Consider the following 16,357-nt stretch of genomic DNA (forward strand, 5'->3'; position numbering starts at 1 on the left):
CCACCCCCAGACCCCAGGAGCACCGATGTCCGCGCTGATCAGCAACCCGTGGGCGAGGAACCCATGGTTCGAGACCGTGAGCGAAGCCCAGCGCCGGGCACGCCGGCGGCTGCCGGAGCCGGTGTACTCGGCCCTCATCGCCGGGTCCGAGGCCGGCGTCACCGTCCGCTCCAACGTCGAGGCGTTCTCGGACCTCGGGCTGCGGCCGCGCACGGTCGGGCAGACGCGGGACCACGACCTGGCCACCTCGGTCATGGGGGTGCCGATGTCCATGCCCGTGATGATCTCCCCCACCGGCGTCCAGGCCGTCCATCCCGAGGGCGAGGTCGCCGTGGCCCGTGCCGCCCACCGGCACGGCGTCGCGATGGGACTGAGCTCCTTCGCGAGCAAGCCCATCGAGGACGTGGTCGCGGCGAACCCGGACACGTTCTTCCAGATGTACTGGACAGGGACCCGGGACAGCATGCTGCGCAGGATGGAGCGGGCTCGGGCCGCCGGCGTCCGGGGCCTGATCCTCACCACCGACTGGTCCTTCTCCAACGGCCGCGACTGGGGCAGTCCGGAGATCCCGGAGAAGGTGGACCTGCGCGCGGCCCTCCGGCTCGCGCCCTCCGTGGTCACCCGGCCACAGTGGCTGCTGTCGTTCCTCGCGAGCGGCGGGGTCCCGGACCTGACCGTCCCGAACCTCGTCAGCCCCGGGGACCGGGGCCCGACCTTCTTCGGGGCGTACGGGGAGTGGATGTCCACCCCGCCGCCCACCTGGCAGGACATCTCCTGGGTCATCGGCACCTGGGACGGGCCCGTGATGGTCAAGGGCGTCACCCGCATCGACGAGGCCCGGAAGGCCGTCGACGCCGGCGCCACCGCCATCTCGGTCTCCAACCACGGGGGCAACAACCTCGACGGCGCCCCGGCGACCATCCGCCTGCTGGCCGGGATCGCCGAGGCCGTCGGCGACCAGGTGGAGGTCCTGCTCGACGGCGGGGTCCGCCGCGGCTCCGACGTGGTCAAGGCCGTCGCCCTCGGGGCCCGGGCCGTGATGATCGGCCGCGCCTACCTGTGGGGTCTCGCGGCGAACGGCCAGGCCGGGGTCGAGAACGTGCTGGACCTGCTGCACGGTGGGGTCGTGGCGGCCCTGACGGGACTCGGGGTGCAGTCCGTCCACGAGTTGGGCCCGGAGCACCTCGTGGTGCCGCGGGACTTCCAGCTGAGCCTGTGACCACCACTCCCGGGGCCTCCGAGGGGGCCGCCCTGGCCTCGCTGCGGTCACCGGACGCCGGGGGCACGAGGACGCTCGTGGTGCCGCTGGGCTCGGTGGAGCAGCACGGACCGCACCTGCCGCTGGGCACGGACGGGGTCATCGCCGAGGGGGTCTGCCGGTGGTTGGCCGGGTCCCGCTCCGCGGACCGCGACTGGGTGGTCGGTCCCCTGGTGCCCTTCGGCGCCTCGGGCGAGCACGAGGACTTCCCGGGCACCGTCTCGATCGGCCACCAGCAACTGGCCGGATACCTCGTCGAGCTCGTCCGCTCGGCCAGCCGGTGGGTGCCCCGGGTGCGCTTCATCACCGGCCACGGCGGCAACGCGCCGGCCCTCGGGGCGGCATGCCGGTTGCTGGCGTCCGAGGGCCGCGACGCCGCGTGGACCGGGGTGGAGCTCCCGCGCGCCGACGCCCACGCCGGGCACACCGAGACCAGCCTGATGCTGCACCTGGCACCACGGACCGTGCGGATGGACCTCGCCCAAGCCGGCTGCACCGCTCCCCTGGAGCGGATCCTCCCGGCCCTGGTGGACGGCGGGGTCCGGGCCGTCTCGCCCTCGGGAGTCCTCGGCGACCCCGTCGGCGCCACGGCCCCGGAGGGCGCGCGGCTGTTCGCGCAGCTCTGCGAGGCGGTGGCGGACCGCTTGGCCGCGGGACGCCGGGACGCGGACGGACGCCTGCGGTGACCGCCCCGCCGACCGGCCACGCCGCCACCCTCCCACCGGGGTTCCGCCTGCGCATGACCGCCCGGCGCCACGGCGCCGGACTGCTCGAGTCCACCCAGCGGCCCGCGGTGGCCCGGGTCCCGTCACAGGGCAGCCTCCCCGACGGCGAGGTCCTGGTCGTGGACGGTCCCCGCACGGCCGCGGTGGCCGTCCGGCTCATGGACCTGGGGCTGGCCGTGTCCGACCCCGGCCCCGCAGCGGCCGGCCTGCCCGGGCTCGAGGCGCTCACCGTGGTGGTCCCCGTCCGCGACCGGCCGGCGGGACTGGACCGGCTGCTGACGGGACTGTCCGTGACGGCCGCCCCGGACCGGTCGGCGGGAGGTCCCCGCCCATCCCGGCGACCCCGCGTCCTCGTGGTGGACGACGCCTCGTCGGACCCGGCCCCCATCCGCGAGGTCGCCCGGCGCCACGGCGCGCGGTTGCTCGAGCTGCCCGTCCAGCACGGGCCCGCCGGGGCACGCAATGCCGGGCTCCGGGCGGTGCGGACCCCGTTCGTCGCCTTCGTCGACTCGGACGTCACCGTGCAGGCCGTCACGCTGGAACGGTTGCTCGCGGAGTTCGCCGACCCGGTCCTGGCCGTGGCCGCGCCACGGATCATGCGGGGCGAGACCGAGGGGCGGCCCGGTCCGCTGTCCTGGTACGAGGGCCACGTGGCTCCCCTGGACCTGGGCCGCCGGGCGGGCCTCGTCGGGCCGGGGCGTCCGCTCACCTATGTCCCCTCCGCCTGCTGGGTGTGTCGCACGGAGGCCCTGGGGAGGGGCTTCGATGGCCGGTTGCGGGTGGGCGAGGACGTGGACCTCGTCTGGCGCCTGGCGGGCAGCGGCTGGCGGGTGCGGTACGTGCCGGGGCTGCGGGCCGGCCACGGAACGCGCGAGGACGTGTGGCGGTGGTGGCGGCAGCACGCCGGCTACGGCTACAGCTCGGCTGCGCTCGCCCGGAGGCACCCCGGGCTCCTGGCGCCGGCGCGGTACACGGCCACCGGCCTGGCCGTGGCCGCGGCCCTCGCGGCACCCTGGCCGGTGCTGCTGGCCACGGTGTTCCTGGCGGCTGCGCAGGCGGAGCGGCGGCTGCGCCTCGCCCTCCCGGGCGCCGCGGACCCGGCGTCCGGGGGCACGGCCGGGGCGCCCGTCCCCCTGCCCGGCCTGGCCGGGACCGCCCGCCGGCTGGCGCGGGCGGGGTTGGTGGCCAACCTCGGCCAGACCGCGCAACTGGCCACCCGATACTGGCTGCCCGTCCTGCTGCTGGCGGCCCCGCGGTTCCCCGCGGCCCGCCGCCTGCTGGTGCGCGGCCTCGTCGTGGACGCCGCCCTCGCCGTCCACCGGCGCGCCGGCCGGGGTGCCGGGCTCCGGGCCGGGCTCACCGCGCTGGCCGCCCTGCCCCTGCGCGCCGCGGAGGACGCCGCCTTCGCGGCGGGCGTCCTGGGCGGATGCCTCGTGTACCGCACCTCGGCGCCGTTGCGTCCGCAGTGGGCCGGCGGCGGGCGGGCACGTCGAGGGTGATCAGCGGCAAAATACCTATGCGCATAGGGGCCCCATCAGTAGACTGAGGTGACTCACGTCACAGCAGAGGAGTCCTCCCGTGGCATCTTCGAAGCCCACTGCGGCCGGCCGGGTGCTGGCCATCCTGGACACGTTCAACGACCGGCACGACAGCCTGTCCCTCAGTTCGATCGCCCGCCGTGCGGGCCTGACCCTGCCGACGGCCCACCGCCTGGTGGGCGAGCTGGTGGAGTGGGGCGCGCTGCACCGCCAGCCCGACGGCGAGTACGCCATCGGGCTGAAGGTCCTGGAGCTCGGGTCCCTGGCCGGCCACCGCCTGCGCCTGCGGCAGCTCGCCCACCCCTACCTGCACGGCCTGCACCATGCGACCCGGACGAACGTCCACCTCTCGGTGTCCCTGGAGCGCGACATCCTCTACCTGGAGTCCATGCTGGCCCCGGACGGCGCCAAGGTGGAGAGCCGGTTCGGCGGGCGGTGGCCCATGCACGCCACGGCGACCGGCCGGGTGCTGCTCGCCGCGGCCCCGCCGGAACAGCTGGACCGGGTGCTGCAGCAGCCGCTGACCGCCTACTCCGCCGCCACCGAGACCGATCCCGGACGGCTGCGGCAACTCCTCGCGGAGGTCCGGCAGCGCGGCGTGGCCGTGGCGTACGACCAGATCGCCACGGGGGTGATCGCGCTGGCCGCCCCGGTGACCGGCCCGCACGGCCAGGCCGTGGCCGCCATCGGCATCACCGCCCCCAAGGACCGGTTCACCTCGCACCAGCTCATCCCGCCCCTGACCACCACGGCGCGGAGGGTCTCGGCGGCACTCAACGGTCCGGACGGACCCGCCCCGGAACGGCAGCGCGCGGCCTGAGGGCACCCGGGAACGACGGCGGCCCCCGCGATCCGATCGCGGGGGCCGCCGTCGCGCCGGGCGTGGGTGGGGTCAGACCTGGCCGACCTTGCGCCAGGAGCCCTCGTAGTTCTCGCGCACCTCGGAGGAGTAGGGCACCGGGGAGACCGTCACGCCGACCTCGGTCTGGCGGTGCCGCTCCACCGTGGTCTTGCCCGAGCCGCCGTCGGGCTCCCCCCAGACGACGCGCAGCCGGTCCCCCACCCTCACGTCCGGGTCCACCACGGCCAGCGAGAGCGCGGTGCGCTCGTTGTAGGAGTAGCCGGTGAACATGGACAGGCCCACGACCCTCCCGGACTCGTCCACCACGGCGTCGAAGTTGGAGGACCCGTAGTTGGCGTTGGGCAGGTCGAAGAACTTGTAGGGCAGCTCGTCCTTGCCGTACATGGAGGCGTGGATGCGGGCCATGTCCTCGTCGTCCCACGCGAGGGTGACCTTGTGGCGCTGCGCCGAGCGGTCCATCGCCTCCAGGGCCTCGCGGCCGATGAAGTCGTGGTCGCCCTTGATGAAGTTCCCGTAGCCCAGCTCGAACGGGGTGGTGTAGTAGTCCTCGATGTCCGCCGAGACGAACGAGCCCGCGATGGTGTTGTTGGCCTCGTAGGAGTCCGCGCCCAGCCACGCCCGGTAGTCGGCGAGCATGCCGTCGCCGGAGTAGATGGCCGGCAGCGGCGAGGGGATCCAGCCGGACTCCAGGGTGTTCGAGGAGTAGGCGCGGGCGCCCACGGCGGTCAGCCCGAACTCCTCGCCGGCCTCCATGAACACCTCGCGCACGCGGTCGTAGTCCGCGTAGGGACCCCACAGCTCCAGCCCGGGGGCGCCGGCCATGCCGTGGCGCAGGGTGCGCACGGGCGTGCCGCCCACGTCCATCGTGCTCATGTGGAAGAACTTCAGCTTCTCCACCGGGCCGCCGTTGACCTTCTCGATCACGTCCCAGGCGCGCGGGCCCTGGATCTGCAGCCGCCAGAACTCGCGCGTGACGGCCTTGCCCATGGGGCGGGAGGGCGAGCGCCGGTCCACGGTGAGCTCCACGTCGTAGCCGCCGGTCTCGGCGTGGAAGGTGATCCAGTCGGTGACGGGCGCGCGGCCGACGTAGGTGTACTGCTCCTCCTCGTCGTGGAAGAGGATGCCGTCGCCGATGACGTACCCGGCGGGGGTGACGGGCACGATCTGCTTGGCCCGGTCCACGGGGAAGTCCTCGAGCGAGTTGATCGCCACGCGGGAGAGCAGCCGGTGGGCGTCCCTGCCGCGGATGATGAGGTTGTCCATGTGGTGGCTCTGGTCGAACATGACGGCGGCGTGCCGCCAGGCCGCCACCTCGTCCCGCCAGTTGGTGAACTCGGGGGCCACCACGGGATAGACGTATGCGCCCGTCCTCGCGTTGCGCATGAGCTCCACGGGGTTGCCCGCCGCGTCCAGCACGTCCTGCAGGGTCTTCTTCTCCGCCATGACTGTCTCCTCGGGTCGTCCGGCGGGCGACCGCGATCGCCGCACCGCCAATACCTCTGAGCATAGGTATTGGGGTGTGATCCACGCAACAGTCCTTCGCCGGCCGGGAGCGATCGGGAGGGGGTCGGGAACGGTCTGGGAACGGCCCGGGAACGCCGACGGCCGCCCACGGTCCCGGGGGAACCGTGGGCGGCCGTCGGACGGGCTCAGCACTCCGGCAGGTTCACCGCCACGTTGACGGCCAGGCCGCCGCGCGAGGTCTCCTTGTACTTGGTCTTCATGTCCCGGCCGGTGTCCCGCATGGTCTTGATCGCCTCGTCCAGCGTCACCCGGTGGCTGCCGTCCCCCGCCAGCGCGAGCCGCGCGGCGTTGATGGCCTTCACCGAGGCGATGGCGTTGCGCTCGATGCACGGGATCTGGACGAGACCGGCGATCGGGTCGCAGGTCAGGCCCAGGTTGTGCTCCAGGCCGATCTCGGCGGCGTTCTCCACCTGCTCCGGGGTGCCCCCGAGGACGGCGCACAGGGCGCCGGCCGCCATGGAGCAGGCCGAGCCGACCTCGCCCTGGCAGCCCACCTCGGCGCCGGAGATGGAGGCGTTGCGCTTGAACAGCGTGCCGATCGCCCCGGCGGTGAGCAGGAACTCCACCACCGCGTCGTCGTCGCAGTCCCGGAACCGGTCGAAGTAGTGCAGCACCGCCGGGATGATCCCGGCCGCCCCGTTGGTGGGGGCGGTGACCACCCGGCCGCCCGAGGCGTTCTCCTCGTTGACGGCCAGGGCGTACAGGTTGACCCACTCCATGGCCCACAGGGCGTCCTTGTCGTCCCCGGCCGCCTCCTGCTCCTCGAGCCGGCGGCGCAGCCCCGGCGCCCGCCGGCGGGCCTGCAGCCCGCCGGGCAGCGTCTCCTCCGTGCGGCTGCAGCCGCGCTCCACGCACTCCCTCATGACGTCCCAGACGGTCAGCAGCGCCGTCCGGATCTCCTCGGCGCTGTGCCGGGTGAGCTCGTTGGCGTGCATCACCTCGGCCACGGACAGCCCGTGCGCGCGGCACTGCTGCAGCAGCTCGGCGCCGCTGCCGAAGGGGTACGGCTCGGGCGCCTCCGGGGCGGCGGGCTCGGGGTCGGCCAGGTCCTCGGCCGTCACCACGAAGCCGCCGCCCACGGAGTAGTACTCCTGCTCGGCCAGCACGGCACCGTCCGCCCCGAGGGCGGCGATGCGCATGCCGTTCGGGTGCGCCGGCAGGGACTTGCGCCGGTGGAGCACCACGTCGGCGTCCTTGTCGAACGCCACCTCGTGCGTCCCGCCGAGGCGGAGCCGGCCGGAGTCGATGGCCTCGACCACGATCCGCGGCGCCGCCTCGGCGTCGACCGTCTCCGGGTCGTGGCCCGCCAGCCCCAGCACGACGGCGGCGTCCGAGCCGTGCCCGATGCCGGTGGCCCCCAGGGAGCCGAACAGCTCGGCCTTCACCCGGGTGACCTCCGGCAGCAGGCCGGACTCGTCCAGCCCCCGCGTGAACATCCGCGCTGCGCGCATGGGCCCGACGGTGTGGGACGACGACGGCCCCAGACCGATGGAGAACAGGTCAAGAACGCTCAGGGTCACAGGACCTCCTCGTGGCAGTACTCCTCGCTCGCGTCCAGGATCCAGCGTACGAGGTAGTCCGCGAAGGACGCACGGGGGTAGACGCGGAATCCACCCTCGGCGTAGCGGTGCAGGACCACCGGCACCGGGCCGAGCTGGGTGACGACGGCCGTGCCGACCGCGAAGGCCCGCGGGTGCAGGTCCACGTGGCAGCCCTTCTCCAGGACCTGGCGGGCCCGCGGGCCCGTCAGCTCGAGGATGGTGCGGTTGGCGGACAGGTCCACGGCCTGGCCCGGCAGCCCCTCGAGGGCCTGCTCCAGGGCGTCGGTGTCCCCGGGGGCCTGCTCGCGGGAGACGTCCACGGCGAGGAACTCGTCCGGGGACATCCACACCACGTGCTGGCCGAGCGGGTCGCCCGAGACCTGGCCGACGCCGGTGGGCAGCGGCAGCCCGAGCACCTTCTCCAGGGCCTCGGCGGACGGCGTGCCCGGCCGGGCCCGCAGGCCGGCCTGGACGGCGAACGCGAGTTCCTGCAGCGCCACGGCGCCCTCGGAGCGCTCGCCCAGGCCCGCCATCTCGGCGGCCAGGTGGGCCGCCGGGGACTGGCGGCGGCCGGTGGCCGCGCCGCGGGGGGCAGGAGCCGGCGTGGCGTCCCGCGTGGTCTGCACCTTCTCAGCGGTCAGGGTGTTCTCAGCCATCACGACGGCTCCCTTCGGGGTCAAACAGGATGGGGGAAGTGATCTCGACGTCGACCGTGCCGTCGCCGAACGGCGACTTCACGATCTCGCCGAGCCGGTTGCGCCCGTTGTCCACGAGCGCCAGCCCGAACGTCCGGCCCAGGGCGGCCGAGTGGTAGGACGAGGTCACGTGGCCGATCATCGGCACCGGTCCCGCCTCGGGCGTGATCGCGGTCTCGGCGGCGACCAGCTGGGCGCCCTCCTCGAGCCGCGTGGTGCGGTCCACCGGCAGCACGCCCACGAGGTGGCGGCGGTCCGGACGGGCCGAGTACGGGCGGGAGTAGGAGCGCTTGCCCACGAAGTCCTTGACCGTCGAGACGGCCCACTCCATGCCGGCGTCCTGCGGGGTGACGGTGCCGTCCGTGTCCTGGCCGATGATGATCAGCCCCTTCTCGGCGCGCAGCACGTGCATGGTCTCGGTGCCGTACGGGGTGATCCCGAACTCGGCGCCGGCCTCGGCCACGGCCTCCCACGTGGAGAGCCCGTAGAACGCCTCCACGTTGACCTCGAAGGCGAGCTCGCCGGAGAACGAGATCCGGCAGATGCGCGCCGGGGTCCCGTTGGCCAGCGTGGTCTCGCGGAAGGCCATGAACGGGAACGCCTCGTTGGAGACGTCCAGCTCGGGGGCCAGCTTGGCGATGACGGCGCGGGACTTCGGCCCCACGACGGCGATCGTGCTCCACTGCTCGGTCACCGAGGTGAAGACGACGTCCAGCTCCGGCCACTCCGTCTGGTGCCACTCCTCCAGCCAGTCCAGCACCTTCGCGGCGCCGCCCGTGGTGGTGGTCATGAAGTAGCGGTCCTCGGCCAGGCGCAGGGTCACGCCGTCGTCGAAGAGCATGCCGTCCGGGGTGCACATCAGGCCGTAGCGGCCCATGCCGACCTTGAGCTTCTTGAAGCCGTTGGTGTAGATGCGGTTGAGGAACTCGCCCGCGTCCGTCCCGCGGATCTCGATCTTGCCCAGGGTCGTGCCGTCCAGGAAGCCGACCGACTCGCGCACGGCCTTGCACTCGCGCAGCACGGCCGCGTCCATGTCCTCGCCCGGCTGCGGGTAGTACCACGGCCGCTTCCACTGGCCCACGTCCTCGAACTCCGCACCGTGGGCCACGTGCCAGGGGTGGATCGAGGTCACGCGCGCGGGGTCGAACAGCTCACCGCGACGGCGGCCGGCCACGGCCGCGAAGGCGACCGGCGTGAACGGGGCCCGGAACGTGGTGGTGCCCACCTCGCCCAGGTCCGGCTCGTTCAGGGCGGCGGCGATGACGCCGATGGCGTTCACGCCGCTGGTCTTGCCCTGGTCGTTGGCCGTGGAGATGGAGGTGTAGCGCTTGACGTGCTCCACGGAGCGCATCCCGGCGCCCGTGGCGCGCAGCACGTCCGCCACGGTCTGGTCGCGCTGCAGGTCCACGAAGTGGGTCCGCCAGTCACGGGCCTCGCCCTCGAGGCCCGGCACCAGCCACAGCGGGCGGACCGGCCCGGACTCCGCGGCCGGCGCCTGCGGGACGCGGACCTCGGCCGAGTACCCGGTGCGGCCGGCGGCCTCGCCGCCGGCGGCCGCGCCCTCGGCGAGGACCCCGGCCAGCGTGTAGGTGCCGTTGAGGGAACCGGCGGTCTGCTGGTCCTTCACCGGGGCGGCGGGCACGAAGGCCGCGATGTCCTGGTCCCAGCGCAGCCGGCCCTGGCGCTGGCTGTGCAGGTGCACCACCGGGGTGAAGCCCCCGGCCACGGCCAGCAGGTCGGTGGAGATGCGCTCGGTCTCCCCGGCGAGCTGGCCGGCGTCGTCGAGCGGGGCCACGGTGACGGCGCTGACGCGGCCGGCCGGGCCCTCGCCCTCGGTGTCCACCACGGCGGCACCGAAGATGCCGCGCACCCCGGTGGCCTCCAGGACCTCGAGGGCCACGGTGGAGGCCTCCGGGCGGGAGTCCACGACGGCGGCGACGCCCACGCCGGCGGCGTGGAGGTCCTCGACCAGCTGGTAGGCGCTGTCGTTGGTCGTGGCCACCGTGACGTTCGTCCCGGCCGCCGCGGCGTACCGGTTCAGGTAGGTGCGCACGGCGCCGGCGAGCATGATGCCCGGGCGGTCGTTGTTGGCGAACACGAGCGGGCGCTCGTGGGCGCCGGTGGCCAGGACCACCTGCAGGGCCCGGATGTGCCAGATCCGCTGCCGGGACACCCCGGGGCGCTCGCGCGCCGGCAGGTGGTCGGTGCGGTGCTGCACGGCGACGACGAAGTTGGCGTCGTAGCTGCCGAAGGCGGTGGTGCGCGGCAGGTAGGTGAAGTCCTCGCCGGCCTGGGCCTCGGACAGGGCGGAGTCCACCCAGTCCAGGGCGTCCACGCCGTCCACGGTCTCCCCGCGGCCGGAGAGCAGCGAGCCGCCGGCGGCCGGCTGGTCGTCCAGCAGCATGGTGCGGGCCCCGGTGCGGGCGGCCTCGCGGGCGGCGGCCAGGCCGGCCGGGCCGGCGCCGACGACCAGCACGTCGGTGTGGACGTACTTGTGGTCGTAGACGGCCTCGTCCTTGCGGGGGTCCAAGACGCCGAGCCCGGAGAGGTACGTGGCCTCCAGGCCGTCGGTGAGCTCCACGGTGGTGGCCGGGAGCATGGACTCGTCCACGTGGCCGGGGAAGCGGGCGGAGACGGTGGCGAGGGCGTTGGGCTCCTCGACGCCGGCGGCCAGGATGCCCCGCGGGCGGCCCAGGTACATGGACTGGCCGCAGTCGAGGCGGCCGGCGGCCACGAGGGCACTGGCCAAGGTGTCGCCGTGCAGGCCGGTGTACTGCTGGCCGTCCACGGTGAAGGTGATCTCGCGGGAGCGGTCGATCGAGTGTCCGACCGCCCGTCCGGCGTCGAGTCGTGCGGTGCTCACAGGGTGCCTCCCTTGGGGCTCGAAGGGCTGGTGGCGGTGGCGTGGGTCGCCTCCGCGGGGATGTCGGGCCGGGGTTCGCCGACGCGGTAGGTGGCGGTGAACTCGTAGGTCCAGGTGTCGCGCAGGGCGTTGAACCACTTGCGGCAGCCGGCGGAGTGCTGCCACCGCTCGGCGAACAGGCCCTTCGGGTTGTCGCGGTAGAACAGGTACTCGGCCCAGCCGCGGTCGTCCAGGCTGTGGGGGTCCTCGGGGTAGGCGATGTGCGCCTGGCCCCCGTAGTGGAACTCGATCTCGTCGCGCGGCCCGCACTCGGGGCAGGGGATGGAAAGCATGGGTGGCTCCTCGGTGTCTCAGTGGGCCACGGCGGCGGCGCCGTGCTCGTCGATGAGGTGTCCGGTCTCGAAGCGGTCCAGCGCGAACGGGGCGTTCAGCGGGTGGGCCTCACCGGTGGCGATGGTGTGGGCGAAGGTGAATCCGGAGGCGGGGGTGCCCTTGAACCCGCCGGTGCCCCAGCCGCAGTTGACGTAGAGCTCGTCGATCGGGGTGGTGGAGACGATCGGGGACGCGTCGAACGTCGTGTCCACGATGCCGCCCCAGGTCCGCAGCAGGTGCGCCCGGGCGAAGATCGGGAAGAGCTCGACGGCGGCCGCCAGCTGCTCCTCGACCACGTGGAACGCGCCGCGCTGGCCGTAGCCGTTGTAGGAGTCGATGCCCGCGCCCATGACCAGCTCGCCCTTGTGCGCCTGGGAGACGTACACGTGCACGTGGTTGGACATCACCACGGTCGGGTGCACCGGCTCGAACAGCTCGGACACCAGGGCCTGCAGCGGGTGCGAGGAGATCGGCAGCCGGAACCCGGCCAGGTCCGCCAGGACCGAGGAGTGGCCGGCCGCGGCCAGGCCCACCTTGCCGGCGTTGATGCGCCCGCGGGTGGTCTCGACGCCGACGACGCGGTTGCCGTCCTTGACGAAGCCGGTGACCTCGCAGTTCTGGATGATGTCCACGCCCATCTCGTCGCACTTGCGGGCGAAGGCCCACGCCACGTGGTCGTGCTTGGCGATGCCGGCGCGCGGCTGGTAGGTGGCGCCCATGACCGGGTAGCGGATGTCGTCCCCGGTGTTGATGATCGGGCACAGCTCCTTGACCTGCTGCGGGTCCAGCCACTCGGCGTCCACGCCGTTGAGGACGTTGGCGTTGACGCGGCGCTTGGACTCGCGCACGTCCTGCAGGGTGTGGGCCAGGTTCATCACGCCGCGCTGGGAGAACAGGAAGTCGTAGTCCAGTTCCTCCGGCAGGCCCTCCCACAGCTTGAGGGAGTGCTCGTAGATGGCCGCGGACTCGTCCCACAGGTAGTTCGAGCGGATGATCGTGGTGTTGCGGGCCATGTTGCCGCCGGCCAGCCAGCCGCGCTCGAGGATGGCGATGTTGGTCATGCCGTGCCGCGAGGCGAGGTAGTAGGCGGTGGCCAGGCCGTGGCCGCCGCCGCCGACGATGACGGCGTCGTAGCTGGACTTCGGCTCGGGGTTGCGCCAGAGGAAGTCGGGGTGCTCGGGAAGCAGGTCAGCCATTGGTCAGGCTCCCATCGGGTCGAGGTTCGGGTACAGGGGGTGGGTGGTGGCCAGGGCGGTGACGCGGTCGCGCAGGCCGGCCAGGACGGTGTCGGGGACCTCGGTGCCGTTGGCGGCGGCGGTGGCCCCGGCGACCAGGGTGGCGGCGATGATCTCGGCGACCTCGGTGAAGGCGGCCTCGCCGAACCCGCGGGTGGCCAGGGCCGGGGTGCCGATCCGCAGCCCGGAGGTGACCATCGGCGGGCGCGGGTCGAACGGGACCGCGTTGCGGTTGATGGTGATCTCCACCTGCGCCAGCAGGTCCTCGCCCTGCCGGCCGTCCAGGGACGAGTCGCGCAGGTCCACCAGCACCAGGTGCACGTCGGTGCCCCCGGTCAGCACGGTGATCCCGTGCCCGGCCACGTCCTCGGCGGTGAGCCGCTCGGCCAGGATCCGCGCCCCGGCCAGGGTCCGGGCCTGCCGGTCGGCGAACGCCTGGCCGGCGGCGATCCGGAACGCGACCGCCTTGCCGGCGATCACGTGCTCCAGCGGCCCGCCCTGCTGGCCGGGGAACACCGCGGAGTTGACCTTCTTGGCGATCTCGGCGTCGTTGGTCAGGATGATCCCCCCGCGCGGGCCGGCCAGGGTCTTGTGCGTGGTGGAGGTCACCACGTGGGCGTGCGGGACCGGGTTCGGGTGCAGCCCGGTGGCCACCAGCCCGGCGAAGTGGGCCATGTCCACCATCAGGTACGCCCCGACCTCGTCGGCGATCGCCCGGAACGCGGCGAAGTCCAGCTGGCGGGGGTAGGCCGACCAGCCGGCCACGATCAGCTTCGGCCGGTGCGCCCGGGCCAGGGCGGCGACCTGGTCCATGTCCACCCGGTGGGTGGCCTCGTCCACCCCGTAGGCGACGATGTCGTAGAGCCGGCCGGAGAAGTTCAGGCGCATCCCGTGGGTCAGGTGCCCGCCGTGGGCCAGGTCCAGGCCCAGCACCGTGTCCCCGGGACGGATCAGCGCGTGCATCACCGAGGCGTTGGCCTGGGCCCCGGAGTGCGGCTGGACGTTGGCGAAGCCCGCCCCGAACAGGGCCTTGGCCCGCTCGATCGCGATCGTCTCGATCGCGTCCACGTGCTCGCACCCGCCGTAGTACCGCTTGCCCGGGTAGCCCTCGGCGTACTTGTTCGTCAGCACCGAGCCCTGGGCGGCCATCACCGCCGCGGCCGTGTGGTTCTCCGAGGCGATCATCTCCAGGCCCGAGCGCTGCCGGTCAAGCTCGGCATCGATCAGCCCGGCCACCTCCGGATCCAGCTCCCCCAGCGACCGCGTCAACTCCGCCGGAACGGCCACGGTGCCCAGTGCAGACTGCGTCATGGTTACTCCTCGTAGATCTGTTGTCGAAGACTGATATATCAATCTGCGACTCAGAGTATGATGTGGATCACAGGGCGTCAACCCCCTGACCAGAACTCCCGGATTGGAGCACCCATGAGCACCCGGCTCGACGTCGCACCGACCAGCACCTCCCTGGCCGACCAGGCCTACCAAGCGATCCGCGACCGCCTGATCATGCTGGACATCGCCCCCGGCGAGCCCATCAACGAGGGCCGGCTCTCCGAGGAGTTCGGCTTCGGCCGCACCCCCGTCCGCGAGGCCCTCAAGCGCCTGGAGACGGACCACCTCGTGGCCTCGTTCCCGCGCCGGGGCACGTTCGCCACCACGGTGGACATCACGGAGCTGGCGGCGATCTCCGAGGTCCGCCAGCTCCTCGAGCCACTGGCCGCCCGCAAGGCCGCGCTCAACACCAACGAGGCGGTCCGGGACCAGCTGCGCGAGGTCTCCGCGGCCCTCGAGTCCCTGGACTCCCTCGAGGCAGGCCGGGGCCGGCGGGAACTCATGGAGTACGACCTCGAGGTGCACCGGCTCATCTACCGGGCCGCGGGCAACCACCACCTGCAGGAGCCGCTGATCCGGTTGGACAACCTGGCCACCCGCATCTGGTGCGTGGTCCTGGACCGGCTGCCCTCGGTGCAGGACCACATCGTGGAGCACCGGGACCTCATCCAGGCCATCCTCGAGGGCGACGCCGACCGCGCGGCCCGGCTGGCCGCCGACCACGTGGGCCACTTCGAGTCCATGGTGCGCGCGGCCCTCTAGGCCCGACGGCGGCGCCCGCCCCGCCGGCCGCAGGCCCACGGGCCGGCGTCGAGCGCCGGCGTCAGGTGTCGGTGCGCAGCAGCGCCACCCGGACGGCCACGTGCAGGGGGAAGACGTCGCCGCCCTCCCGCGGGTCCTCGCCGAGCAGCTCGAAGCACTTGGCCAGCCGCTTGTGGAGGGTCTGGCGCTCGACGTGCAGGCGTGCCGCCGCGCCCGTGGCGTGGCATCCGGTGTCCAGCCAGCGGCCCAGCGTCTCCACCAGTGCCGTCCCGTGCCGCCGGTCCCAGTCCTGGACCCGCCCCAGGGCGGCCCGCACCTGCACGGGGACGAAGTCCTCCGCCTCCAGCCGGGCGGCCACCCGGGCCGCGAAGCGGGCCGAGACGTCCACCACCCCCGGGTCGTCCCCGCCCTCCTCCAGCAGGGCGCGGGCCTCGAGGAAGGACTCGTGGGCGTCGATCCCGTCCCACACCAGGGGGCCGACGGCGCAGCGCACCGGGAGCCCGTCGACCGCCGCGCGCAGCGCGGAGACCACGGCGGCCCGCCGGCGCGGGGGCTCGCCCTCGCCGAGCGGGACCAGCACGGCCCGCCCCCGCCCCCACTGGGTGCCGGCCCCCACGGGGATCGCGCGCCGCAGCACCGTCTCGTGGGCCGACGTCGGGCCGAGCGTCCAGCCGACCACCACGCAGGCCGGCCCGCGCGGCACGGCCGTGCCGGCCCAGAGCCGCTCCACGGCGTCCCGGGGGGCGCCGTCCAGGACCGCCCGCATGAGCCGCACCTCGGCCACCTGGTCCGCCGAGGGCCGGAAGGACTGGACGAGCGCGAGGGCCAGCACCTCGGCCAGCCGGCTCGCGGCCGCCGCGAGCACGTCCTCGGCCGTGACCGCGGACGCGATCCGCAGCCGGGCGGCCACGTGGCCGGCCACGATGACCCCCGCCTCCTGCACCACCCGGTCGCCATCCGTACCACCCTCCACGCCCCCGCCCAGGTCCTCCTCCGGCTCGCCGCCCGGACCGGGCTCCCCCGCGGCGTGCTGCACCTCGCCGCCGGGCCCGATGAGGGACACGCGTGCCCGCAGGGACTCGGCCGCCAGGCGCAGGACCTCCGGCAGGTCCGGGCCGTGGACCGAGATGTGCTCGGCGATCCGGTGGGAGAGGTCGTCCACCACGGAGCGGACCCGCGCCTGGCGGTTCACGATGGCGCTGTTGAGCTCCTCCGCGATGTCCACGAAGCGCACGGTCCGGCGCAGCTCCACGAGGGTCAGCCCGGCGGCCTCCGCCTCGGCCGCGAGCACCTCCACGTCGGCCGGCTCCCACCGCGCGGTCTCCACGGCCAGCGCGGCCACGCCACGGGCCGCCAGGGACCGGACGTACGCCCGGCGCTCCGGGGCAGCGAGGGAGGACAACTGGGCGCCCCCCGTGAGCAGCACCTCGCCGCCGCGCAGCAGCGGGGCGATCTCGAGCACCTCGCTCGAGTGCACCCAGCGGACCTCGCGCCCCAGCCCCCCGGGGGCGGCGCAGCGCAGGACCGGCTGGGCGGCGGAGAGGGCGGGGAAGCCCATGGCCTCCTGCAACGTGAGCATGCTGACCCCTGACAGTCTGTCCCGCGATCGGGCACCCAGAGTAGACAGGGTGAATATAGTCTGTGACCCGT

General features: G+C 73.7%; 13 protein-coding genes. 5 read left to right on the forward strand and 8 right to left on the reverse strand.

Annotation, left to right across the window (positions count from 1 at the left end; genetic code table 11):
- The first annotated feature begins 25 nt into the window (after positions 1-25).
- The 4 genes from mftD (at position 26) to E7744_RS16525 (ending at position 4,341) form a co-directional block, all read left to right on the forward strand.
- On the forward strand, positions 26-1,219 hold the full coding sequence (gene mftD, locus E7744_RS12755) for a pre-mycofactocin synthase MftD (protein ID WP_137774432.1): 1,194 nt from the start codon (positions 26-28) through the stop codon (positions 1,217-1,219).
- Positions 1,216-1,944, forward strand: a complete 729-nt coding sequence (mftE, locus tag E7744_RS12760) for a mycofactocin biosynthesis peptidyl-dipeptidase MftE (RefSeq protein ID WP_210417118.1) — start codon at positions 1,216-1,218, stop codon at positions 1,942-1,944. The genes mftD and mftE overlap by 4 nt, the downstream gene beginning before the upstream one ends.
- Entirely contained in the window at positions 1,941-3,482 is a 1,542-nt protein-coding gene (locus tag E7744_RS12765) for a glycosyltransferase (protein WP_137774433.1), read from the forward strand. The genes mftE and E7744_RS12765 overlap by 4 nt, the downstream gene beginning before the upstream one ends.
- Before the next feature lie 79 nt (positions 3,483-3,561).
- Positions 3,562-4,341, forward strand: a complete 780-nt coding sequence (locus tag E7744_RS16525; RefSeq protein WP_137774434.1) for an IclR family transcriptional regulator — start codon at positions 3,562-3,564, stop codon at positions 4,339-4,341.
- A gap of 72 nt (positions 4,342-4,413) precedes the next feature.
- Here the strand turns inward: E7744_RS16525 and E7744_RS12775 are convergent, their stop codons facing one another.
- From E7744_RS12775 to glyA, 7 genes are all read right to left on the reverse strand, one after another.
- The gene (locus tag E7744_RS12775; protein WP_137774435.1) at positions 4,414-5,826 is read right to left on the reverse strand and encodes an aminomethyltransferase family protein; all 1,413 of its coding nucleotides are present in this window, start codon (positions 5,824-5,826) and stop codon (positions 4,414-4,416) included.
- Positions 5,827-6,032: 206 nt separating this feature from the next.
- Positions 6,033-7,427, reverse strand: coding sequence for an L-serine ammonia-lyase (locus E7744_RS12780; RefSeq protein ID WP_137774436.1), 1,395 nt, complete (start codon positions 7,425-7,427; stop codon positions 6,033-6,035).
- On the reverse strand, positions 7,424-8,104 hold the full coding sequence (locus tag E7744_RS12785; RefSeq protein ID WP_137774437.1) for a sarcosine oxidase subunit gamma: 681 nt from the start codon (positions 8,102-8,104) through the stop codon (positions 7,424-7,426). The genes E7744_RS12780 and E7744_RS12785 overlap by 4 nt, the downstream gene beginning before the upstream one ends.
- Positions 8,097-11,006 carry a sarcosine oxidase subunit alpha family protein gene (locus tag E7744_RS12790; protein WP_137774438.1) on the reverse strand — a complete coding sequence of 970 codons (2,910 nt, stop codon included), beginning with the start codon at positions 11,004-11,006 and terminating at the stop codon, positions 8,097-8,099. The genes E7744_RS12785 and E7744_RS12790 overlap by 8 nt, the downstream gene beginning before the upstream one ends.
- Complete coding sequence (locus E7744_RS12795; RefSeq protein ID WP_137774439.1) at positions 11,003-11,338, reverse strand: sarcosine oxidase subunit delta; 336 nt, start codon at positions 11,336-11,338, stop codon at positions 11,003-11,005. Before E7744_RS12795 ends, E7744_RS12790 begins: the two co-directional genes overlap by 4 nt.
- A gap of 18 nt (positions 11,339-11,356) precedes the next feature.
- Entirely contained in the window at positions 11,357-12,574 is a 1,218-nt protein-coding gene (locus E7744_RS12800) for a sarcosine oxidase subunit beta family protein (RefSeq protein ID WP_137774440.1), read from the reverse strand.
- Positions 12,575-12,577: 3 nt separating this feature from the next.
- Positions 12,578-13,924: a serine hydroxymethyltransferase gene (gene glyA, locus E7744_RS12805; protein WP_137774441.1), complete on the reverse strand. Its 1,347-nt coding sequence runs from the start codon at positions 13,922-13,924 to the stop codon at positions 12,578-12,580.
- 114 nt (positions 13,925-14,038) lie between these two features.
- Between glyA and E7744_RS12810 the strand changes: the two genes are divergently transcribed.
- Positions 14,039-14,707 carry a GntR family transcriptional regulator gene (locus tag E7744_RS12810; RefSeq protein WP_137774442.1) on the forward strand — a complete coding sequence of 223 codons (669 nt, stop codon included), beginning with the start codon at positions 14,039-14,041 and terminating at the stop codon, positions 14,705-14,707.
- 61 nt (positions 14,708-14,768) lie between these two features.
- Here E7744_RS12810 and E7744_RS12815 read toward each other — a convergent pair whose 3' ends face one another.
- Positions 14,769-16,286: a PucR family transcriptional regulator gene (locus E7744_RS12815; protein WP_137774443.1), complete on the reverse strand. Its 1,518-nt coding sequence runs from the start codon at positions 16,284-16,286 to the stop codon at positions 14,769-14,771.
- Between the last annotated feature and the right edge of the window lie 71 nt (positions 16,287-16,357).

It is taken from the genome of Citricoccus sp. SGAir0253 (assembly GCF_005877055.1).
In the GTDB taxonomy this organism is placed as follows: domain Bacteria; phylum Actinomycetota; class Actinomycetes; order Actinomycetales; family Micrococcaceae; genus Citricoccus.

Excerpts from the sequence above, each read along its gene's own strand:
- mftD (WP_137774432.1), top strand. The coding sequence starts at position 26 with ATGTCCGCGCTGATCAGCAACCCGTGGGCGAGGAACCCATGGTTCGAG.
- E7744_RS12775 (WP_137774435.1), bottom strand. The coding sequence starts at position 5,826 with ATGGCGGAGAAGAAGACCCTGCAGGACGTGCTGGACGCGGCGGGCAAC.
- E7744_RS12785 (WP_137774437.1), bottom strand. The coding sequence starts at position 8,104 with ATGGCTGAGAACACCCTGACCGCTGAGAAGGTGCAGACCACGCGGGAC.
- E7744_RS12795 (WP_137774439.1), bottom strand. The coding sequence starts at position 11,338 with ATGCTTTCCATCCCCTGCCCCGAGTGCGGGCCGCGCGACGAGATCGAG.
- E7744_RS12800 (WP_137774440.1), bottom strand. The coding sequence starts at position 12,574 with ATGGCTGACCTGCTTCCCGAGCACCCCGACTTCCTCTGGCGCAACCCC.
- glyA (WP_137774441.1), bottom strand. The coding sequence starts at position 13,924 with ATGACGCAGTCTGCACTGGGCACCGTGGCCGTTCCGGCGGAGTTGACG.
- E7744_RS12810 (WP_137774442.1), top strand. The coding sequence starts at position 14,039 with ATGAGCACCCGGCTCGACGTCGCACCGACCAGCACCTCCCTGGCCGAC.
- E7744_RS12815 (WP_137774443.1), bottom strand. The coding sequence starts at position 16,286 with ATGCTCACGTTGCAGGAGGCCATGGGCTTCCCCGCCCTCTCCGCCGCC.